Source organism: Methylobacterium planeticum (assembly GCF_008806345.1).
Classification (GTDB): domain Bacteria; phylum Pseudomonadota; class Alphaproteobacteria; order Rhizobiales; family Beijerinckiaceae; genus Methylobacterium; species Methylobacterium planeticum.
Window position 1 is genome coordinate 107,848 of sequence record NZ_VZZJ01000014.1, and the last position, 22,280, is coordinate 130,127.

At 68.0% G+C, this 22,280-nt stretch carries 16 protein-coding genes and 1 pseudogene; 14 read left to right on the plus strand and 3 right to left on the minus strand.

From position 1 onward, the window contains the following. Nucleotides 1-472 precede the first annotated feature (472 nt). From F6X51_RS16635 to F6X51_RS16690, 11 genes and pseudogenes are all read left to right on the plus strand, one after another. Nucleotides 473-2,707, plus strand: coding sequence for a hypothetical protein (locus F6X51_RS16635; protein ID WP_150964793.1), 2,235 nt, complete (start codon nucleotides 473-475; stop codon nucleotides 2,705-2,707). Between the two features lie 948 nt (nucleotides 2,708-3,655). Beyond that, complete coding sequence (locus tag F6X51_RS16640) at nucleotides 3,656-5,155, plus strand: ABC transporter substrate-binding protein (protein ID WP_150964794.1); 1,500 nt, start codon at nucleotides 3,656-3,658, stop codon at nucleotides 5,153-5,155. Further along, a complete protein-coding gene (locus F6X51_RS16645; protein WP_150964795.1) occupies nucleotides 5,155-6,099 on the plus strand; it encodes an ABC transporter permease in 945 nt (314 codons plus the stop codon). Before F6X51_RS16640 ends, F6X51_RS16645 begins: the two co-directional genes overlap by 1 nt. A 97-nt stretch (nucleotides 6,100-6,196) precedes the next feature. Further along, nucleotides 6,197-7,108, plus strand: coding sequence for an ABC transporter permease (locus F6X51_RS16650; RefSeq protein WP_150964796.1), 912 nt, complete (start codon nucleotides 6,197-6,199; stop codon nucleotides 7,106-7,108). Further along, nucleotides 7,105-8,151 carry an ABC transporter ATP-binding protein gene (locus F6X51_RS16655; protein WP_150964797.1) on the plus strand — a complete coding sequence of 349 codons (1,047 nt, stop codon included), beginning with the start codon at nucleotides 7,105-7,107 and terminating at the stop codon, nucleotides 8,149-8,151. The genes F6X51_RS16650 and F6X51_RS16655 overlap by 4 nt, the downstream gene beginning before the upstream one ends. Continuing rightward, entirely contained in the window at nucleotides 8,148-9,083 is a 936-nt protein-coding gene (locus F6X51_RS16660; protein ID WP_150964798.1) for an ABC transporter ATP-binding protein, read from the plus strand. Before F6X51_RS16655 ends, F6X51_RS16660 begins: the two co-directional genes overlap by 4 nt. After that, nucleotides 9,080-10,667: pseudogene (locus F6X51_RS16665) on the plus strand (gamma-glutamyltransferase family protein). Before F6X51_RS16660 ends, F6X51_RS16665 begins: the two are co-directional and overlap by 4 nt. 1,175 nt (nucleotides 10,668-11,842) lie before the next feature. After that, entirely contained in the window at nucleotides 11,843-12,718 is an 876-nt protein-coding gene (locus F6X51_RS16675; RefSeq protein WP_150964800.1) for a DUF4344 domain-containing metallopeptidase, read from the plus strand. A 512-nt stretch (nucleotides 12,719-13,230) separates the two neighbouring features. Beyond that, entirely contained in the window at nucleotides 13,231-14,910 is a 1,680-nt protein-coding gene (gene aspT, locus F6X51_RS16680) for an aspartate-alanine antiporter (RefSeq protein WP_150964801.1), read from the plus strand. Between the two features lie 29 nt (nucleotides 14,911-14,939). After that, the gene (aspD, locus tag F6X51_RS16685) at nucleotides 14,940-16,586 is read left to right on the plus strand and encodes an aspartate 4-decarboxylase (protein WP_150964826.1); all 1,647 of its coding nucleotides are present in this window, start codon (nucleotides 14,940-14,942) and stop codon (nucleotides 16,584-16,586) included. Between the two features lie 42 nt (nucleotides 16,587-16,628). Then, nucleotides 16,629-18,827 carry a hypothetical protein gene (locus F6X51_RS16690; RefSeq protein ID WP_150964802.1) on the plus strand — a complete coding sequence of 733 codons (2,199 nt, stop codon included), beginning with the start codon at nucleotides 16,629-16,631 and terminating at the stop codon, nucleotides 18,825-18,827. A gap of 42 nt (nucleotides 18,828-18,869) precedes the next feature. Here the strand turns inward: F6X51_RS16690 and F6X51_RS16695 are convergent, their stop codons facing one another. Continuing rightward, nucleotides 18,870-19,103: a hypothetical protein gene (locus tag F6X51_RS16695; protein WP_150964803.1), complete on the minus strand. Its 234-nt coding sequence runs from the start codon at nucleotides 19,101-19,103 to the stop codon at nucleotides 18,870-18,872. 388 nt (nucleotides 19,104-19,491) lie between these two features. Here F6X51_RS16695 and F6X51_RS28985 point away from each other — a divergent pair, with 388 nt between their 5' ends. Further along, entirely contained in the window at nucleotides 19,492-19,644 is a 153-nt protein-coding gene (locus tag F6X51_RS28985; RefSeq protein ID WP_191970146.1) for a hypothetical protein, read from the plus strand. A gap of 278 nt (nucleotides 19,645-19,922) precedes the next feature. On the opposite strand, the gene F6X51_RS16705 is transcribed toward F6X51_RS28985, so the two are convergent. Next, the gene (locus F6X51_RS16705; RefSeq protein WP_150964804.1) at nucleotides 19,923-20,351 is read right to left on the minus strand and encodes a potassium channel family protein; all 429 of its coding nucleotides are present in this window, start codon (nucleotides 20,349-20,351) and stop codon (nucleotides 19,923-19,925) included. Between the two features lie 740 nt (nucleotides 20,352-21,091). Here F6X51_RS16705 and F6X51_RS16710 point away from each other — a divergent pair. After that, the gene (locus tag F6X51_RS16710; protein ID WP_150964805.1) at nucleotides 21,092-21,496 is read left to right on the plus strand and encodes a hypothetical protein; all 405 of its coding nucleotides are present in this window, start codon (nucleotides 21,092-21,094) and stop codon (nucleotides 21,494-21,496) included. A 75-nt stretch (nucleotides 21,497-21,571) separates the two neighbouring features. Further along, a complete protein-coding gene (locus F6X51_RS16715) occupies nucleotides 21,572-21,757 on the plus strand; it encodes a hypothetical protein (protein ID WP_150964806.1) in 186 nt (61 codons plus the stop codon). Nucleotides 21,758-21,808: 51 nt separating this feature from the next. Here the strand turns inward: F6X51_RS16715 and F6X51_RS16720 are convergent, their stop codons facing one another. Then, on the minus strand, nucleotides 21,809-22,192 hold the full coding sequence (locus F6X51_RS16720) for a PRC-barrel domain containing protein (RefSeq protein ID WP_246696849.1): 384 nt from the start codon (nucleotides 22,190-22,192) through the stop codon (nucleotides 21,809-21,811). Nucleotides 22,193-22,280: the final 88 nt, after the last annotated feature.

Consider the following 22,280-nt stretch of genomic DNA (forward strand, 5'->3'; position numbering starts at 1 on the left):
CCCGGGGGAACTGGAGTTCTCCCGGGCGTTTTCGGCGAAGCCGTAAGCCATGTTCAGTCCCGCCGGACGCCTCCATTCCATGGTCGCTCAATTCAGGGGATCTATCAACGCTTCGATTTCTGAGGCCGACATCAGCCAAGAAACTGGCGTCAATCGTTCGGCGGACTTGGTCCGAGTCCTTGAGAGCGCCTAACAGGCGATCAACCCGAGGCAAGCATCTCGCCGTCCGGCAGCGTCCGCAATGGACCTGTCGATCAGCAGCTTGTTGGCCTCAAAGCTTGCGTCCGTCTCGACGGAGATATTGCTGAATTCCGTCGATGAATCCAATCCGATGCTGAATTTTCCCAGATTTGTCCTTAAGACAACTCTGCCTGATTGCGAGAACAGCGGGTACCAGTCTTGATTGTCACGGCCATGACGCTTAGGCAAAATGGCAGGTGTTCCCGCAGGCCTTGAGCAAGGCGTCGTTCCCGTGCGCTCGCAACAGACGACCGATCGGCGCACCGCATCCGGCTCGAGACGATCCTGGCTCGCGCCGATCTGGCGCGGCTACGTGCGCGTCCTGCACGCGATCACTGCCGCCGTGGTCGGCGCAGCCATCCTGGTCTTCGGCGTCCTGTTCGTGAACTACGGGGTTCTGTCGACGCCGAAGGCGCAGGCCTATCGCAACCTAGACCCCTCCATCCCCGAATGCCGCGATGGTCTCGCCCAGGGCTGGACCATCCTGGCCGAGACCGGACGTCGACGGCTTTCCGGAGCCAGCACGGCCGATGATGGCGGCTGGGTCGATCCGAGCAACGACGAGAATGCAGCCATCGCGAGCGATCCGCGCTGGCGTACCCGCTTCCGCTGCGCCCTGCAGCGCCACGTCGTCACCTCCGAACGTCCGGACGGCAAGCCGCTCGACTACACGCTCGGCTTCCTGGAGTTTCAGGAGGACGGCGAGCCCTACGCCCTCGTATCCCGTAGCGGCGGCAGCGACGTGGCCAACACGAGCGCGATGCTGCGCCACGCCATGGAGAGCCAGATGCGCGCGAGCGGCGCGGCGGCCTCCGGGGTCAGGCCGGTGATCACCCAGCTCGACGCGCTCAAGCAGCATCTCTCGACCGGCGCGAACTACGTCCTGGTTTTCGTGCACGGCTGGCGCCACGACGCCCGCATCGGCGACGGCAACGTCGCCGATCTGCGCCTCTACGCGGCCCATGCCGCACGCTTCCTGCAACAGCGCTGCCCCACCAATCCGACGGCGTGCGAGATGAAGGTCACCGCCATCTATGTCGGCTGGCGCGGCGCGCGCGTCGACGAGCGGGGCCTGCGGGATTTGTTCGGTGACGCGGTCGGGGGCTTCTTCGGCGACGTCTCGGCGGCCGCCACCCTGTTCGACCGCAAGCCGGTCAGCGAGGCCATCGCGCCCGCTGCGATCTCGGCCCTGCGCTCCATCGAGTCGGTCTTGGCTGCGCCGCGCCCGGGCGGCCGCGAAGGCGACAACCGACTGATCGTGGCCGGGCACAGTCTGGGCGGCAACATGCTGGCCACCGGCCTCAAGGACGACGTGCTCAAGGCCGTGCGCCGCCACCGCTTCGGCGAGACGCTGCCGCCCGTCCTCGGCAACCTCGTCGTCCTGATCAATCCAGCGTCCGAGGCGAGCAAATGGACGGCGATCCAGCGCGCGGTCTGGGAGCGCATCGCGCTCCACGCCGACGAGCACACCCCGGCCGCCGAGGTTGCCCGGGATGCCGGCACCTTCCCGCCCGAGCAGCGCCCCGTGCTGATCTCCATGACAGCGGCGCTGGCATTCCCGGCGGGCGGACTGCGGCCGGGCGATTGCGCCTGGATCGGCCTCGAGATCGACGATGGCTTCCAGGCTGCGCGGCAGCGGATCCGGCAGCGCCTCGCGAACACCGACGCCATGTTCGACTCCGGCGTCGACTATGATTGGGCGACGCACGACCTGTTCCCGACCTTCAAGCTCGATTTCCGCCCGGCGGCCGGCTACCTCGACCGGGTTGCCGCCCGCTTCGAACGCCGCCAGCCCCGCGGGATGAGCTGCGTGCCTCCGAAGGCCTCCGGCACCCTCGACGCGCTCCTGACGTTGCCGCTGCGCGCCCTCTCGGTGCTCGCCGAGACTTTCCCGTTCCAAGTCAGCCTGCGGGAGGAGTCGCACACGATCGGAAACCTCGATCCGCCTCGTCCGGCGGCCGGCGTGCTCGCGGACGCGCAACCGTCGGCCGCGCCGTTCGGCACCACCCACGAGCTGCTCGGCCTGCGCGATGCCCGCGCAGAGGGGCACCATCCCTACGCGACGCTCGCGGACGCCGCGATCGACTGCCCGCGCTCGGACCGCTGGCTGACCCGGGCGCGCACGCGCAGGAAGGAACTGTCCGGATTGTTCTGGGATAGCGAGGACCTCGCTCCGGCGGACTCAGTCGATTCCAGCCTCGGCAGGCCGGCGGCGCGCTTCCTCCACGGGCTTACCCTGACGGGAATCGCGCCGATCACGCTTGCCAACGATCCTTTCTGGAACATGCGCGCCTTCGACAACGCGCTCTCGCGCCACGACGGGTATCGCCTCTCGTCCTTCATCTGCGCCATGAACCAACTCGTGATGGACGACATCACGGGATCCGCGCCGCGCATGACCGATCGGATGGGCGGCCCGGATCAACAGCCGGCCGATAAGGCGCCGGTGACCAACGGAAGAGAGTGATCCGGAGCCGGCCTTCGGAGCCCGCGCTTCCGGGCAGACGGATTCGATCGGTCCAGAAGACGGATCATGGCCGATAGCGGCCTGTGTGCTTCGGGGCTCAAGGTGCGGGTAAGCGAACGTTCCACCCGGCTTCGACGAAAGCCTCGGAGTGATCCATTCCAAACCTTGACCACGCGCGAGAAGAATGCCCGCTCATGAGCGCCAGGCGTAACGGCCGGTATCGGGCGATACGAAGAGGATCGAGCCGCATACACAAAGTCTCACGGCTGCCCGTTCGTCATTCTTCAGGGAAATTCTGCCGCGCTGCCTGGTTGGGATGCGGCGGATGCCGAGGAAGCGTCCGCCCAATACATCCAGCACGGTGATTGATCATGATTTCACACGTCGCGCGCTCGGGAAGATCGCGGAGATGACCGGCGATGCGCGTTCTGGATGACGCTCCTGCAACTACGGCATCCACGTGCGCTTGTCGTCGGCCGCCTGCTCCCAGCTTTCGGCGAGACCCGGCAACAGTGAGGCGGGGCGGTCAGTTCGCGTGAGGTCCCACAGGACCAACCCTTCGAAGCGCGCGTCGTAGCGCTGGACGAAGAGCTGCGTCAGGCCCCGCGCGGCAACATGTCCAAAGCCGGGCAGCCTCGCACCGAACGGGCGCGCAGCGCCTCGCCGGTAACAGGCGCCGCCTGCGATCGATCAAGATGTGGCTGATGCCAGATGTGGCAGATGCCTGCGTGGCCGACGTTTCCTTCGTGCACCCTGGGATCCGAGCCGTCAGCCCACCGCGGCGCGGTAGTCTCACGTCGGATTTGACGGCACGCCGCCACTCGTGACAGCGTGCGCCGTGGCATGAATGGTGCCTGATCTCGGGCGGACCTGCGCCTCCGCGCGCTTCGGCCGCGACACCCCGGCACGGCGGGGTTCGCCCGACACCCCTGCACCCGGGAACCCTCGATGTTGCGTCATACTGCAGCCTGCTTCGCCGCAGGGCTCGCTCTCGCATCCGCCGCGCCGCCTGCCTCCGCCCAGACCCTGCGCTTCGGCCTGATGGAGGACTCGGACGCTCTCGATCCGACGCTGGCCCGGACCTTCGCGAGCCGAATGATCTTCGCGGCGCTCTGCGACAAGCTCGTCGATATCGGACCCGACCTGAAGCCGGTGCCACAACTCGCGACGCATTGGGAGCTCTCGTCCGACGAGAAGGCGCTGACCATGCACCTGCGCCCGGGCGTCACGTTTCACGACGGCGAGCCCCTCGACGCGGCGGCGGCGAAGTACAGCATCGAGCGACACCTGAAGATGCCGGGCTCGCAGCGCCGCGGCGAGATCGCGCCGATCGACACCGTCGAGGTGGTCGATCCCCTCACCTTCACGATCAAGCTGAAGCAGCCCTTCGCGCCCCTGCTGGCACAATTCACCGACCGGGCCGGCATGATGGTCTCGCCGAAGGCCGCCGAGCGGCTCGGCGACAAGTTCTCGACATCCCCCGTCTGCGCCGGTCCCTACAGGTTCGTCGAGCGGGTGCCGCAGGACCGCATCGTGGTCGAGCGCTTCCCCGCTTATTGGAACAAGGACCAGATCCAGATCCAGAGGATCGAGTTCCGGCCGATCCCCGATTCCACGGTGCGACTCACCAACCTGCGGGCCGGCCAGCTCGACCTCCTCGAGCGTCTTGCGCCCACCGACGTCCCCCAGGTCTCGCGCGATGCCAAGCTCAAGCTCGGCACGACCTACGAGCTCGGCTTCCAGGAAATTCTGTTCAACACGGGTCGCGAGGGCTCGCCCGTGGCCGACGCTCGGGTACGCGCGGCCTTCGATCTCGCGATCGACCGCAATGCCCTGAACCAAGTGGTGTTCAACGGCGAGTTCCTGCCCGGCAACCAATGGGTTTCCCCCAAGCACCCGAACTACGTGAAGGAGTACCCACTGCCGAAGCGCGACGTCGCCAAAGCGAAGGCGCTGCTCGCCGAGGCCGGTCAGCCGAAGCCTCAGATCACCCTCACGGTCTACGCCAACAGCGAGGCGCCCCAGGTCGGTCAGGTGATCCAGGCGATGACGAAAGAGGCGGGCTTCGACGTGAGGATCCAGGCCACCGACTTCACCACCGCCCTCGATGCCGCCGACAAGGGGAATTACGAGGCCTACCTCTATTCTTGGAGCGGCCGGCCGGACCCGGACGGCAACACATTCAGCTTCCTGTCGTGCAAGGCGCCCCTGAACTACGCGCGCTACTGCAGCACAGAGGCCGAGGCAGCGCTGCAGGCCGAGCGCGGCAGCGTCGACGCGGGCACCCGGCAGGCGGCTTGGAAGCGCCTCGCCGACCGCGTCCTGACGGACCGTCCCGGCATCTACCTGCTCCACCGGAAGTTGCTCTGGGCCTACGGCCCGAAGCTCACGGGCTTCGTGCCGTACCCTGACGGCCTCGTGCGCTTCACCGGCCTGAAGCTCAACTGATGCTGCGCTTCCTCGCCCAGCGCCTGACACTGGCGGTGCCGACTCTGGTGCTTGCCTCGATGATCATCTTCGCCCTGCAGCAGCTCCTGCCGGGCGACACCGCGACCGCGCTCTCGGGGGAGGAGCGCGACCCGGAGGTGATCGCGTTCATCCGCCAGAAATACCACCTCGATCAGCCGCTTCCCGTTCGCTACGCCTACTGGGCGGGCGGGGTGCTGAAGGGCGACCTCGGCGAGTCGATCCGGTTGCAGAAGCCGGTCTCCGAGCTCGTCATCGAGAAGCTGCCGGTGACGCTGGAGCTCGCCTGCCTCGCCATGCTGGTGGCCCTCGCCCTCGGGGTACCGATGGGCATCCTCTCGGCGGTCAAGCGCGGCACCTTCGCGGACACGCTCGCCAACGGGATCGCTCTCTGGGGCCTGTCGGTGCCGAACTTCTGGCTCGGCATCCTGATGATCCTGCTGTTCTCGGTGCATCTCGGCTGGCTGCCGGCCTCGGGCTACGTGCCGCCGAGCGAGAGCCTGGTCGACAACCTCAAGGCCATGGCGATGCCGGCCTTCGTTCTCGGCAACGCCATCGCGGCGGTGATGATGCGCCACACCCGCGCGGCGATGCTCGGCGTGCTGGGCTCCGACTACGTCCGCACGGCCCGGGCCAAAGGCGTCGCGCCGCTGCGCCTGATCCTACGCCATGCGCTCCCGAACGCCGCGATCCCGATCATCACCCTCGGTGCCCTCGAATTCGGGCAACTCCTCTCGGGCGCCGTGCTGACGGAGCAGATCTTCTCCGTGCCGGGCTTCGGCAAGCTGATGGTGGACGCGGTGTTCAACCGGGACTTCGCCACCGTGCAGGGCGTCGTGATCTGCACGGCTGCCACCTACATTGCCCTCAACCTCGCGGCCGACCTGCTCTCGGCCGCGGTGAACCCGAAGCTGAGGCGGGCATGACACGGTCCGAACCGGGTTGCGCCGCACAGCGTGCGGCGCTCCGCTGGCGAACGGGGGGGCTGACGCGCCGCGCGGAAGCGCGCTCGGAGGGGTGCCCATGAGCGGCGTCGGTCAGGGGAATGCGGGTGTCGCCGCGCCGCCCGCCGCATGGGTCGCCTCGACCCGCGAGCCCGGCCTGCTCGCGGCCTTCTGGGGGCGCCTCAGGGCGCGACCGAGCGCGGTGGTCGGGCTCGTGGTCGTGGGAGCTCTGATGTTGATGGCGGCGCTGGCGGACGTCGTTGCGCCCTACGATCCGACCGCCACGGATTGGGGCAATGTCCGCGGCGCCCCGAGCCTCGCCCATCCGTTCGGGGGTGACGAGGTCGGGCGCGATGTCCTCTCACGCATCGTCTACGGAGCCCGCGCGTCCCTCGGGGCCGGCCTCGTCTCCGTGCTGCTCGCCGTCTCCCTCGGGCTCCCGATCGGGCTGGTCGCTGGCTACGCGGGCGGTCTCGTCGACGGGGCGATCATGCGCCTCACCGACGCGCTCCTGGCCATCCCCTTCCTGATCCTGGCAATCGCCCTCGCGGCCTTCCTCGGTCCGAGCCTCACCAACGCGATGCTGGCGATCGGTCTCTCCGCCACATCGACCTTCGTGCGGCTGACCCGGGCCCAGGTACAGGCGGTGGCGGCAGAGGAGTTCGTCGAGGCGGCACGCTCGGTCGGCAATCCGCCTTGGCGGATCGCCTTGGTCCACATCCTGCCCAACATCGTGCCGGCGATCTTGGTCCAGGCGACGCTCACCATCGCGGCCGCGATCATCGCCGAGGCGAGCCTGTCCTTCCTCGGCCTCGGCCAGCAGCCCCCCGAGCCCTCCTGGGGCGCGATGCTCAACGTCGCCAAGAACTTCATGGATCAGGCACCCTGGATGGCGATCTGGCCCGGCCTGTCGATCTTCGTCGCGGTGCTGGCCTTCAACCTGCTCGGTGACGGTCTGCGCGACGCCCTCGATCCGAGGCAGCGGACATGACCGGCTCCACGACACGGCCCCCTCTCCTCGACGTGAGCGATCTCGCCGTCTCATTCGACACCGAGGGCGGTGCGGTCCACGCCGTTAACGGCGTTTCCTACACGCTGGCCGAAGGCGAGACGCTCGGCATCGTCGGAGAATCCGGCTCGGGCAAGAGCGTGCATGTGCTTGCCATGCTGGGGCTGATCCCGCGCCCGCCCGGGCGTGTCACGCGTGGGAAGGTCTGGTTCGGGGGGCGCGATCTCCTCGCACTCCCCGAGCGCGACCTGCGCCGGGTGCGCGGCGGCGAGATCGGCTTCGTGTTCCAAGACCCAATGAGCTCCCTCAACCCCGGCATGAGCGTCGCGGCCCAGATCGTCGAGCCCCTGCGCATCCATCTCGGTCTCGATCAGCGCGCCGCGCGCGCTCGGGCCCGCGACCTCCTCGACCTCGTGCGCATCCCGAATACGAAGGGCCGCCTCGACCAGTACCCGCACGAATTCTCAGGCGGCCAGCGTCAGCGGGTGATGATCGCGATCGGGCTCGCCTGCCGGCCGAAGCTCCTCATCGCCGACGAGGCCACCACGGCCCTCGACGTCACCGTGCAGGCCGAGATCGTCGCCCTGGTGCAGGAGTTGAGGCGCGAGATTGGCATGGCCATCATCTGGATCACCCACGATCTCGGCGTCGTGGCCGGCATCAGCGACACCGTTCAGGTGATGTATGCGGGGCGTATCCTGGAGCGCGGCCCCGTCGACGCTCTGTTTCGCGATCCCCGCAATGCCTACACGCTGGGGCTGCTGCGCTCCCTGCCGGATCTCAGTCGCGGTCGTGCGGGGCGGAAGCGCCTGCAGCAGATCGACGGGGCACCTCCCGACATGCGCACCCCGCCGCCGGGCGATCCCTTCGCACCCCGGAACGCCTACGCGACACCCCGTTGCCGGGCCGAGATGCCGCCCCTCTCGCAGGCTCCTGGCGCCGCGCCGGGCCATCTCGTGGCCGCGTGGTATGATCTGCCAGCGCTTCTCACCCGCGAAGCCGCCCAACAGGGGCACACCCCATGAAGGCAGCTCCGGCCTACCCCGTGATCTCGGTGCGCAATCTCTCGAAATCCTATCCTCTGCGGTCGTGGTGGGGCGGCAAGGCCGACGTCTTCCGGGCGGTGGAGGATGTCAGCTTCGAGATCCGTCCCGGTGAGACGCTCGGCCTCGTCGGCGAATCAGGCTCGGGCAAGTCGACGATCGGCCGTGCCGTGACCATGCTGAACCCGCCGACTTCCGGCACCATCGCATTCGAGGGCATCGACCTCGCGCGGCTCTCGCCCCAGGCGCTCTGCCGCACCCGCGCCCGCATCCAGACGGTGTTCCAGGATCCCTACGCTGCCCTAAACCCGCGCATGAGCGCGGGCGCCTACGTGGCCGAGGCGTTCCGGCTGCACCGGCCCGACATGGCCCGGTCCGAGCGGCGCGAGGCGGTGGCAAGCCTGTTCGCGCGTGTCGGCCTCGATCCGCACTTCCTGGGGCGCTATCCCCACCAGTTCTCGGGCGGCCAGCGCCAGCGCATCTGCATCGCCCGCGCCATCGCGCTGAAGCCCAGCTTCATCGTTGCCGACGAGCCGATCGCGGCACTCGACGTCTCGATCCAGGCCCAGGTCGTCAACCTGCTGCAGGACCTGCAGGACGACCTGGGCCTGTCCTACCTGTTCATCTCCCACGACCTGCGCATGGTGCGCTATCTCTGCCACCGGGTCGCGGTGCTCTGGCGCGGGCGCATCGTCGAACTCGCCGAGAGCGACCGCCTCTACGAGGATCCGCGCCATCCCTACACCCGACGGCTGCTCGCGGCCGTTCCGCTCCCCGACCCGGCGGCCGAGCGCGCCCGCCTCGCCGCACGGGAGACGACGAACCCGGCCCCCGGCCGGCCCGGCGACCTCGTCGAGGTGGGACCGGGCCATTGGGTCGCCGCAGACCCCTTGCCTGAGGAGACGGACCGTTGAGGGATTTCTCGAGACCCGGGCGCTCCCCCGTCCATGCCGGCAACGCCGCGGTCGCGACCTCGCACCCCCTCGCGACGCTGACGGCCATCGAGGTGCTGCGCTCCGGCGGCAACGCCGTCGATGCCGGGATCGCGGCGGTCGCGGTGCAGTGCGTCGTCGATCCGCTGATGACCGGCATCGGCGGCGATTGCTTCGCCCTCTACGCCCCGAAGGACGCCTCCGTGCCCGTCGCCCTCGACGGCTCGGGCCGCAGCCCCGCCGCGGCGCGCGCCGAATGGTATGCCGAGACCGGCACCGCGATCACCGAGACCTCGCCCCACGCCGTCACGGTGCCGGGCGCCGTCGCGGCCTGGGCCCGGCTCGTGGCCGACCACGGCACCCGCCCCCTCGGCGCGCTGCTGCGGCCCGCGATCCACTACGCCGAGGAGGGCTTCCCGGTGCAGTCCCGCGTCGCCTGGGACTGGGCCCGCAACGTCGCGCGCGTCGGCCACGACGCGCCGGCCGCCGCGACCTACCTGAGGGACGGCCGCGCGCCGGAGGCCGGCAGCGTCTTCCGCCACCCCCGCCTCGGGGCGAGCCTGCGGCGGATCGCCGAGGAGGGCCCACGCGGCTTCTACGAGGGGCCGGTGGCCGCCGACATCGTGGCGCATCTGCGCAGCCTCGGCGGCCTCCACAGCCTGGAGGATTTCGCCGCCGCCGCGCCCGCCTGGGTGACCCCGATCGCGACGCGCTACCGCGGCTACGACGTCTACGAGTGCCCGCCCGCCGGCCAGGGCCTCGCCGCCCTGATGATGCTGAACCTCCTCGAGCCCCACCCCGTCGGCGCCCTGTCCGACCTCGACCGGGTGCATCTCTTCGCCGAGGCCTGCAAGCAGGCCTACCACCACCGCGACGCGCTCTTCGCCGACCCGGACCTGCAGCGCGTCCCCGTCGACCACCTGCTCTCGGATGCCTGGCGCGCCTCCGCGCACGGCGCCATCGACATGGCCCGGGCCCGCGAGCCGGTGCTCTACCCGGAGGTCGCCCAGGAGGCCGCCCACCGGGACACGGTCTATCTCTGCGTCGTCGATGCCGAGGGCAACGCGCTCTCGCTGATCAACTCCCTGTTCCAGGGCTTCGGCACCGGCATCATGGCGCCGGAGAGCGGGGTGCTGCTGCACAATCGCGGCCTCAGCTTCCGGGTCGAGCCCGGGCATCCGAACAGCGTCGCGCCGGGCAAGCGCCCGATGCACACCATCATCCCGGGCCTGCTGATGCGGGACGGGCGGGCGGTGGCGCCGTTCGGGGTGATGGGCGGGCATTACCAGGCGATGGGCCATGTCGAGCTGCTCAGCGGCCTGCTCGACCGGGGGCTCGACGTGCAGGAGGCCCTCGATGCCCCGCGCAGCTTCGCCTACGGGGGCGCGCTGGAACTGGAGCCGGTCCTCGCCGACGCCCTCGGGGCCGGGCTCGCCGCGCGCGGGCACCCCGTGGTGCGCGCCCCTGCCGCTCGGCGGCGGCCAGATCATCTGGATCGACCGCGCCCGGGGCACGCTGGTCGCCGGATCCGACCCGCGCAAGGACGGCTCGGCAATGGGCTACTGAGGCCTGGCAGGTTCGGCCTCGCACGCGACGGCACGGCGAAGGTCCTCGCGCTCGACCACACATAGGACACGCCATGCACTTGAACTGTCAAGCCACTGGCCTTTCGGATGCGCCGGCAATTCCTTCGCGGCAAGATCGCGGGTCTCCTGGATCGGCTCGAAGAGGCAAACCGGATCGGACCGCCGCACCCCTTTGGGCTGAGGACAGTGCGGCGGAGGCGTGAGTGGGGGTTGCTGACTGATGGGACGTGAGCCACGCGTCCAAGCCGTAGATCGTCTTGAGGCGCCTGTCGGCTCTCTCGAGAAGCTTGGCGGCTTCGTCGAGGTCTCCGTTCGCCGCTGCGAGGTCGGCAGCCGCGACGTCGCGACCGGCGCGCTGACACAGCAGGTGTGTGCGAAGGCGAGACAGCAATTCCAGCATCGGCAGCCCCCACCGGAGACAGCGCACTGATGCAAAACGCGTGCTGCCGGGCCGGTATGCCGGCGGGACTGACGGCGCGCCATTCCCTGCCCGTTCACGCGGGACGCGACATCGACGCCTCGCTTCCGATCGCAGGTTTCTGCCCTCGCGGACGCAGTCGCTCAAGCCGCGTCCACCTCGGTCAGGCGGCTGAAGGTATCCGCGACCAGGCTGACGTGGTGCAGCATGGCCGCGTGCGCCGTCGTGATGATGACCTTAGCCTCCAGGACGGTTGAGCAGGCAATGGAAAAGACATGGGGGTTGCAGCGCCGCGGCTTCCGCGAGATCGTGGTCGTCGATCCCGATGGACGGGAACTAGGGCCTGCCGCCTCGATACGCCGTCGTCGGACGCGGATCGAGCGGCGTCCATTCACTAAAGACTGCGATCTCGACAGGGAAGTTCGCAGCGTTCCCAAGCCGACGGGGCCTAAGATGGCCGCCGTGGCGCCGACGGCAGATCCGGCCGAGAGTCCCGTTGGATCAAGCGGAGCTTTCCCTTCGATGCTAAGGCCCACATGGTCAAGGTGCCGAGTCTTGGTACACCTGCCCGGTCAGGTCGGCTGAAGCGCCGTGATGCCGGTGTCGATCTGATCGTGACAGGCGCCGACGCGCACATCCGGCTGCCGACACGGCTTTTCAGGGCTCCCCAAAGATCGTGACTCGGACGAGGCAGGTCCGCTGTCTGATGAGTCGTTGACTTCGAGCAGGCTGGTTCGATGCGGAGTTCCGAGGGATTCCCCGTAGGCCTCACGCTCCTTCTGGCGTCCCTGTCCGTGCTGCTAACCTGCGAGGACGTCGCGGCGCGCAGGACGACGCATCCTGGCAGGCGGCCCATCAGCGTCCATTATGATGCTCCGAAGGACCAAGCGCTTCGCGAGATCTCCGTTACCATGCGGGAGCGACACGTCCTGGAGCGGGTCGCGGCAATCCTCGACCTCGTCCGCCTGCCCAGGCGCCTGACCTACCGCCTCTCGGAATGCTCCGGCGAACCCAACGCATGGTATGACCCGCGCACGCACGCCGTCACCGTCTGCTACGAACTCATCGGCAGCATCCTGAGGCTGGCGCCGGCCACGACGTCTCCGGCCGGCGTGACTCGGGACGATGCTGTTCGGGGCCCTGTCCTTCAGATCCTCTTCCACGAGAGCAGCCACGCCCTGTTCGACCTGCTGCGGATCCCCGTCCTCGGCCGTGAGGAGGATGGGGCCGATCAGGTGGCCTCGCTCATCCTGCTGCATCTCACCCCCGCGCAGGCGCGCACCGTCGTGAATGGCAGTGCCTACTTTTTCGCAACGCTCGGCAAGCACGAGCCGATCGACCGCGGCAGCTTCGCAGATGCGCATGGTCTATCCTGGCAGCGGTTCTACAATCTCGCCTGCTTGGCCTATGGCTCAGATAGGCGCCGCTACGGCTACATCGTCGAGAAGGGATACCTGCCGCCCGAGCGTGCCAAGACCTGCAAAGAAGAATACAATCAGGTCAATGTCGCTTTCCAGGCTCTGATCGGCCCTCACCTGCGGGTCTGCCCGAGGCATGGCCAAGCTCTACGTCGAGCATTCAGCAAGATGTCGGGAGCACGCAGGCACGATTGAGGCGATAGTCCGCTCCGGTCCCTGGCCGAAGAGTTGCGGGCGTTCAGCGGTGTTGCTCGCCCGGTGGTATGTGGCGAACCGGAAAGGTCGGCGTCGACCGCTCGCGGGCGCATCGACCTCGTCGCGCCACAAGCCTGCCAGCATCGCTCTGGCCATGCCTCCGGCACGCCGGTGCTGCCGTCTGGCTCGCAGGTCAGAACAGGCGCGGGCGGCAAGTGGCTGACCCGGCTTCGACAGTGCAGTTGAGTACTGGTGTTTGTCCCGTTTGATCAAGCAGCCATCGAGGGTGTCGGTTATACCTTCGACTGGCTAGCAATATAAGCCGAGTGGCCTCCGCGTCCGCTCGCGCCGTCTAGGACCCATCCGCCTGCCTCCGCGATCCCCCGTCGCCGAAATGGTCTCGAAAACGCTTCCGATTGCCTCTCGTTCCACGGTGACCCGTCCACTCTCGTCGGGAGGAGGGAACAGCGCAGGTCAGTGACGTTCCCGTGTCCTTGCGTGGGAGTGCGGTCATGATCGACTGGTTTGTCGGCACGCTGCGTAACTACCCAGAACTGGCGATCTTCCTGTCGCTGGCGATCGGTTTCGCAATCGGCCCCCGAAAGCTCGCGGGGTTCAGCCTCGGAAACGTCACCGCGACCCTGCTGGCCGCCGTCGCGATCGGGCAACTCGGCATCGCCGTGTCCCCGAATGTGAAGGCGGCCTTCTTCATCCTGTTCATCTTTGCCATCGGCTACGGCGTCGGACCGCAATTCATGAGCGGGCTGACCCGAGAAGGCCCGCGGCAGATCGGGTTCTCGATCGTCGTCCTCGCGCTGTGCCTGATCGCCCCTCTGCTCTGCGCGCGCATCGCGGGGCTCGATCTCGGATACACGGCCGGGCTCTATGCCGGGTCACAGACGATCTCGGCCTCGATCGGCGTCGCCTCCGACCAGATCTCGCGTCTCGGCCTCACGCCCGAACAGGTGAAGGCCTACAATGACCAGATCCCGATCGGGTACGCCGTGACCTACATCTTCGGGACGATCGGCTCGGCGATCATCCTGGCTCAGCTCGGCCCGAAGCTGATCGGCGTCGATCTCGCCAAGGCCTGCAAGGAATACGAGGCGAAGATGGGCGGCGGCGAGACCCTGGAGCCGGGCCTCACCTCCGCCTACCGCCAGATCGAGCTCCGCGCCTATCGGGTCGGCGCCGACCGCAGCATCGTCGGGCAGCCCGTGGGGGCGATCTGGCCGGGCCTGCGGATCTTCGTCGAGCGCGTGCGGCGTGGGCGGGAGATCATCGAGGCGGACGCGAGCACCGTGCTGCAACCCGGCGATGTCGTGGCGATCTCGGGGCGGCGAGAACTCCTCGTCGAGACGATCACCCCGATGCTCGAGGAGGTGCAGGACCGGGAACTGCTCGACGTGCCCGCCGAAATCGTCGACGTCTTCGTGACAAGGCGGAAAGTGGGGGGCCAGACCCTGCGGGAACTGTCCGAAAACGAATGGACGCGCGGCGTCTACCTTCGCAAGATCACCCGCAACATGATCGAGATCCCGGTGCTGCCGGGCACGCAGATTCTGCGCGGTGACGTCCTCACCCTCGTGGGCGGGCGGCGCCATGTGGAGCTCGCGATCCAGCATCTCGGCTATCCGGACCGGCCGGTCGAGACCACGGACGTGGCCTTCCTGGGAGCCGGCATCGTGCTCGGCGGGCTGGTCGGAGCCTTGAGCTACAAGATCGGGGGAATTCCGATCAGCCTGTCCACCACGGGCGGCGCGCTGCTGGCAGGGCTGCTGCTGGGCTGGCTGCGGACGATCCGCCCCGTCTTCGGCCGTATTCCCGGGCCGGCCCTGTGGCTCTTGAATACGCTCGGGCTCAACGTGTTCATCGCCGTCGTCGGCATCACGGCCGGTCCCGGATTCGTCGCCGGGCTGAAAGCGGTCGGCCTGAGCCTGTTCCTGTGGGGCGCCGTCGCCACCGCGTTGCCGATGATCCTGTCGATCTATATCGGCCGATACCTTTTTCACTTCCACCCGGCGATTCTCTTCGGCGCCTGTGCGGGCGCCCGGACGACGACTGCGGCGCTCGGGATGATCCAAGAGACCGCCAAGAGCAAGATCCCGGCGCTCGGCTACGGGATGCCCTACGCCGTCGGCAATACGGTGCTGACCATCTTCGGCATGGCCATCGTACTTCTCTCGGTATGACAAGAATCCGCAATCACGGGAGTATCGACATGTCCGGAGCGCTGAACCTCAAGGATTTCGAAGCCCTGTCTCCGTTCGAGATCAAGGACGAGTTGATCAAGCTGGCCAAGGCGAGCTCGCGGAGAACCCAGGCGGCCTTTCTCAATGCGGGGCGCGGCAATCCCAATTGGATCGCCACGGCGCCGCGCGAAGGCTTCTTCCTGCTGGGGCAGTTCGCCATCGGCGAGAGCAAGCGCACCATGAGCCACCCCGCCGGGCTCGGAGGCATGCCTCAAGCCGGTGGCATCGCCGCCCGCCTGGACACGTGGCTTGCGCAACACCCGGACATGCCGGGGGCTCCGTTCCTTTCCGAAATGATCCCCTTTGCGGTGAAAACATTCGGCTTCGAGCCGGACGCGTTCGTGCATGAGCTCGTCGACTCGATCATCGGCGACAATTACCCGGTTCCGGATCGGATGCTCGTCCACAACGAGCGGATCGTCCACGAGTACCTGCTGTGGGCGATGTGCGGCGGAAAGAAACCGGCCGGCAGGTTCGACCTCTACGCGGTCGAGGGCGGCACGGCGGCGATGTGCTACCTCTTCAAGTCGCTCAAGGCCAATCGATTGCTGCTTCCGGGGGACACGATCGCCCTCGGGACGCCGATCTTCACGCCTTACCTGGAGATGACGCATCTCGAGGATTACGCCCTGAACGTCGTCCACATCAAGGCGCCGCAGGAGAACAGGTTTCAATTCACCGACGAGGAGCTCGACAAACTGCTCGACCCGAAGGTCAAAGCCTTCTTCCTCGTCAACCCGGGCAATCCGACCGGCATGGCTCTGAGTAAGGAGACCGCCGCAAAGATCACCAAGCTCGTCAAGTCCAAGCGGCCCGACCTGATGATCCTCACCGACGACGTCTACGGGACATTCGTTCAAGACTTCCAATCCCTTTTGGCCAAACTGCCGCAAAATACGATCGGCGTCTACTCCTACTCGAAATACTTCGGCTGCACCGGCTGGCGCCTCGGTGTCATCGCGCTGCACGAGAACAACATCTTCGATGATATGATCGCCGCGCTGCCGCCATCCGAGACCGCGACGCTCGACAGGCGCTACGGCCCTCTCACGCTCGAGCCGCGGAAGCTGAAGTTCATCGACCGCATCGTGGCCGACAGCCGCGACGTCGCGCTGAACCACACGGCCGGCCTCTCGCTGCCGCAGCAGGTGATGATGAGCCTGTTCTCCCTGGCCGAGCTGATGGACGAGCAGAAGGCCTATCAGGCCGCCTGCATCGACATCGTGCATCGGCGTGCCCTGGCGATGATCGATGGACTCGGCCTCAAGCTCACGCCGAACCCGAACTTCGACGCCTATTACGGCCTGATCGACTTCGAGTTCTGGGCGCGCAAGAACATCGGCGACGATGCGGTCGAATACCTGAAGGAGAACGTTCACCCGCTGGATCTCGCCTTCCGCCTCGCCGAGGTCCACGGCATCGTGCTGCTCAACGGCGGCGGCTTCGAGGCGCCGAACTGGTCGCTCCGCGTCTCGCTCGCCAACCTGCCCGACGATGTCTACGACGATATCGGCCGCGGCGTGCGCGCGGTCGCGCGCGGCTACCGGGATGCCTACGAGGCCGGCAAGCGCGCGACGGAGGTGAGGCGCGAGGCGGAGGAGGTGCCGGCTGAGTAGACGCCGCCGGGCGCGGCGCCGTCGCGCGGACAGGAGATGCCGATGAAGGCCACACCGGTCCTGCCGTCAGCCCGCGGCCCCGCGCGGCCGGCCCGGGCGTCCCGCCCGCGCTTCGGCGCGGCCGGTCCTGCACTCATGCTCGCGCTCGCCATCCTGACCGCCGAGGGCGCGGCACAGAGTGCGGCCGCCAAGACCATCTTCGTGACGCCGGCGGGTTCGGGGCCCGGCTACGCCGCGGACGGCACAATGGCCGCGGAGCTGACGCAGCCCTACTCGTCGGCGACCATGCGGTCCGCCCTGCCGGGCGACGTCGTCCAACTCCTCGCGGACGATCCGAAGCCGGACGCCGTGACGCTCTACCGGGAGCGCGTTGCGCTCTCGCAGAAGGGGGCGCCGGACGCGTTGCCGATCACCGTCAGGGGCCTGGGCGCGAAAACCCGCATGGTCGGAAAGAGCGTCGACCGGGTCCGCGACTGCCCCATGCCGGACGACCATGGCGAGCGATCCTGCGGCGATCTCTACGCCGTTCTCGCCGCGCCGCGGAAATCCGACCTGTTCGCGGCCCTGCTGGGATCCGCCAGCCCTCCGGCGGACGGCGGGGCGCGCACTGCCGGCGCGCATCTCGCAATCCCCATCGGCAGGATCGGACGGCTCGCCGAAGCCGCCTGTCTCGATCTCGACCGCGTCGACGGGCTCGTCGTCGAGGACCTGACGTTCGAGGATTGCTGGCTGGCAGCGGTCCGCGCCATCGGCAGCCGGCGCATCGTGCTGCGTCGGTCGCTGATCATCGGGAGCAGCTACGGTCTCGCCGCCAGGGGACGGGCGGACCATCCGTCCGACACGCTCACCGTCGAGAACGTCACCTGGGTGCAGGATGCAAGCGGCTTTGACCCGGCGAGTCTCACCCGCGAAGGCCCGTTCCGGTGTCGCGACGGACGGACGACCGAACTCGGCTGCCCGGGCCTGATGTGGCGGAGCATTCCCTGGGGTGTGAGCCACCATGGGACCTACGAGCATTTCAACGGCGCGCTCCTCGGAGGCAGCGACGTCCAGGGGCCGGTCATCTTCCGCCGGAACAGGGTGCTGGCTGCCTATAACGGGATCCGCCTGAAGGCGAGCGGTTGCGAGGACCTTCCGGCATCGGGGCTCTCGCCCACCTCCTGCCCCTTCAACGCGAACCTCTGGATCTTCGACAACTTGTTTTCCTATGTGCGCGACAATCCGGTCGAGCTGGAGACTTGGGCGACGAACGCGCACATCTTCCACAACCGCATTCACAATGCCCATGCCTGGTTCTCGTTCGACGACATGGGCGGCGGTCCTGTCTACGTCTACGGCAATCGAGGCTGGTTCGACGACATGCCATCGCTCGCCTGGACGCCCTCGGCGCCGGGCGGCCCGCCCTGCTCGCGCCGGCCGCTGCCCGCGACCGGCGCAGGGTTTGATCCCGCGCTCGACCGCCGGTTCGATTACCTCAAGGTCCGCTGGCTCCCGGTCGGCGTCGAGGCGATCGACGCCGCTGGCCGGGTCGACTGGATGGATCCGGCGGAACAATCCTGCGCGGCGAGCATCCTGGGGCGCGTGATCAAGCTCGCCCTGCCGGAGAAGGGAGCGGCCCCGGGCACGTTCCGGTACGCGGCGCGAGCGCCGATCTACGTCTTCAACAACAGCTGGTTCCTGCGGGCACCCGTGACGGGCATCGGCGCCGCCGCCAACCTGCGGCACTGGAACAACGCCGTGCTGTTCTGCGAGCCGGGCGTCCCGGGCTACGATGCGAGCCTCTGCAAGGTCAGGCCCGAGACCTTCGCGACCGATTGCGGTCGGGAATTCGTCAGATCGGACGATCTTGGCCGCTATGCCGGCACTCGGGGCAGCGTGCCCTTCTTCGACTGCTTCCGCTGGCTGCCGATGGACGAGCGCGGCGAGGACCTGCCCTCGCTCGCCAGCGTGTTCGACCATGATGTCAGTAGCAACGGCTTTCCCCAGGGGAACGGGTTGCCGGCCACATTCGAGCGTCACGGGCGCATGGGCGATCCGGGCTTCCGGACGCCTGCACGCGGAGACTTCACCCTCGTGCCGGGCGCGCTCGCCGCAACCTCCGCCTGCCTCGTCGGCGAGACGGGCGAGGGCGGCCTCGCCTGCGCGGATGCGTCGGGGGAGCGCGCCTTCGCGGGCGCCGTCGGCCCGGACGGCAAGCCCTACGCCGCGCCGGCATCGCCCCGCTTCCGGCCGCCGGACTGAGACGCCTCATCGGCGCCGGCGCGCGCCTGGCGTTCGAAGCGGTCAGAGGCTCAGATGCGCGATCTCGACCAGAACGTCCTGAAGGTAGGCCCTGATCCGGCCGATGGCATCGGTGCCCGGCCCCGCGATGCTGTAGGCGACCAACTCGCCCCGCGCGTGAACCCTACGGATCAGGAATTCCGCCTTGGTGGCGATCTCGCGCTCGGTCGGCGCGCGCAGGATGCTGCCGGTCTCGCTGGTCGTGATTCGAATTTCGAAGGTAGGCGATGCAGTCATGATCGTCCCATGCGGCAACCTCACTGAGGCGAAAGCGTGGCCGTATGCACTCGGACAATCTTTGCGGGCCCGACGATTCGACATCGGAGCCCAATGCACCCGACAAGTTCAAATTCTCAATGTGCAAGACGCCGTCGCGTGCTCTCGACCACTTCCCCGTTGCCTCGACGGCGAGCCCGGCGCCGGCACGATTGCCTTCGTCACCGGCGCTCGCGGCTTGCACATCTTGGCGCCGGGACTTCCGCCGAACCGGTGTGCACTTCGGCGGAGAGCGCTCGAGTTGGGCGCTGAGGGCGCGTGAAGCGCCTGGTAGCGTGCGGTGGCGGCTCGCGCGTTGAACGGGAGACGGTCCGGGCCGAGTTCCTGATCCAGGGCTGCGCGCCGCACCATGTCGAGCACGCTCGGGTCGCAGATCACGAGCCAGACGGTCACGCTGGTCCGCCACTCCCTTTGCCGCAGCCTCTGCAACGCCGAGTACGCGATGTCGGGCATTCGGCTCAGATTACTGGCGACGACGCGCGGCTGTGCAACGCTCGCGTGACCGTGGCCGGCCCCATCGTGATCGCGCGCGATCCGGTGCGACGGAACGCTCCATCCCGACCTTCGCAGAGTTCGAAATGCCGAGCTTGATGGGCTGGGGCATCCGGCTTGTGCTGCCCGCACCGCGATCCGAAGCAGCGTCCGCACACGCTGCATCTCGCGCCGCCCCAGCCCGCCTCATGTCACCACTGGCTGCGGTCTCGTGCTGGCCTTGATGTCTCGGGCCGGTAAACCGGAGTGCAAAGATCCGGGCGGAGCGGCTCGCCGTCGGCGGTGACCTTACCGCACGACCTCGTCCATGCGCATCAGGGTTCGGCGGAGGATCTCGAAGATGACGGCGGTCGACCAGCCGAACAGCAGGATGCCGTTCATGGCGGCGACCGGACCGAGGAGACGCCAGCGTGCGACCGGGATGAGGTCGCCGTAGCCCAAAGTCGTGTAGTTCACGAAAGCGAAGTAAAAGAGATCGGCGCCCACCGGGGCGATCCCGACGGCCTTGTAGATGGCCGCCCAGATCGTGACCTCCAGCGTGTGTGCCGCCATCAGGACGCACACGGCGGATGACATGATCCACGCCAGTGACATGCTGCTGTACCCGGGCCTTACGGCATGCGAACGGGCCACCCTCAGGACCGCAGCCATCATGAAGGAATGGATCGTGATGCCGCAGACGCTCGCACCGGCACCGACCATCAATTGAGTCAGCATGTCTAGTCTCCGCTGCCCGCCCACGCCTGAGCACCGGCGCGGGAGCCAACGACCGGCCCCGGCTCAGCACAGGGTTGCGGGCATCGTCATCCAAGAAGGAACACCGATGCGACGCTCTGGCGAACCTGCGCCGGTTGCCGAGAGGGGCAATGTTTCGCTCGCGCGATGGTGGACAGATCCGTCGGCAGCCAGCAACCCGGGAGCTTGGCGGTTCACGACGAAGCCGAAACCTGCTCTGATGGCGCGCGACGAAAGCGGAGCCGGACCATGGCACATCTTCGTAGCCTTCGTGCGCATCTGGAGACCGAGGCAGGGCTGACGCAGATCTTCACCTTCGTGTTCGCAGTCATCACGGCAGATTGCGCGGTGACCTTATACGGATTGCTTGCCCAATAGGGTGCGGCGTGCAAGGCCCACCGGGCCCGATGGCCGTCTCACCGCGCGTTGGGTGCGCGCCATGGTACGATTTGCTTCCGAGCTTGCCCGACACGGAGGCGGGGTCAGGTTCAGGGGTGCCGAAATTGTTGACGCGCCCCGCCTCCCGGGGCTGCCATGGGCATCCGACCGAGGTTTCAAACAGACTTTGCCCGGGTGTCCCCTCGGATCAAGCGACGTTGCCCGCTCGGTGCTACTGTCCGGGCGAAAGGCGTTGGAGCCGCTCGGACCGCAGGTCCGATCACGCCGGCGGCTTCCGCTGCGCCTCACTTCGTCAGATCGTCATCCGGAACGGAGACACTCTCATGAAGGTGCTCCTGATCTCGTCGGCAGCCTTTGCCGCCCTGATTTTGACCAGCGTGACTGCAGACGCGCGCGGCTTTCGCGGCGGCGGCTTCCATGGTGCCGGCGTCCGGGGTGGTGGCTTCCGGGGAGGCGGCTTCCACGGCGCTCGGGTGGGCGCCTTCCGCGGTGGCTATCGTGGCGGCGTGGCCGGCTATCGCGGTGGATACGGACGAGTCGGCCGCTACGGCTATGCGGGGGGCGGCCGTTACGGCTACGGTCGCTACGGATACGGCTACCGCGGCTACGGGCTCGCAGCGGCCGGAATCGGCGCTGCCGCGGCCGCCGGCTATTATGGCTCGACTTACGGACGTTGCGGGCCGTACGCGTATTTCGACAGCTATTCCGGCGTCTGCCGTGCCAACTGACCGCCTCTCGGTGCATCCGGGCCAAATCCCGGCTCCGCCGGCGAGGAGGCCCGAGCTTCGGCGGGAGGCATCGCCATGAGATTCGTCCTCGTCATCGTGGCACTGTTCGCCGGCTTGGTCGCGTTCGCGCCGACCGATGCGAACGCGGTCGTCTGTGCGCGCGGCGTGTACCGGGCCGGTTGCGTGGGTCCGCACGGAGCCGTCGGCGTCCGGCGCGGGCCTTACGGCCATGCGCGCGCCGTGCGCGTCCGGCGATACTGACGCATTTCCCGTTCCGCCGCGGCGAGTGGATCAGGGGCCGGCCTCCGGTCCTCAGAGGGCCGGCATCGCCCGAATGGTCCGGCTCGTGCCGCTGACGGTCAGGTCGTTGTCCACTTGGCTCAGGGACGGAACCGGGATGCCGATCGCTCCACCTCCGAGCCAGCGTCGACGGGCCACGACCGCGATCAGCGTGTTGCCGTCCTGCGAGACACGGACGTCCTGGACACGGCCCACGACGAGCCGGTGATCGGCATAGAGCCACCGTCCGCGGAGCGTGGGCACCAGCGAGGCAGCACCGCTCTGCATGCGTGAATCCGCCCGGCTCAGAAGGAGCGAGCGGGCTTCCTGCGCGCTTGCCAAACCTGCCGAGCCTGCCAAGCCGGCGAGCGTCATCGCGGCCGTGGCGTAGACCCAGAGGCGAAGATGCCTCGGCATTGCCGACTCCCACAACGTTTCCCCGAGGACCAATCCAAGATGTTCGCGACCGCCCGGCCCTGACCTGCTAGGCGGCTCTGGCTCATCG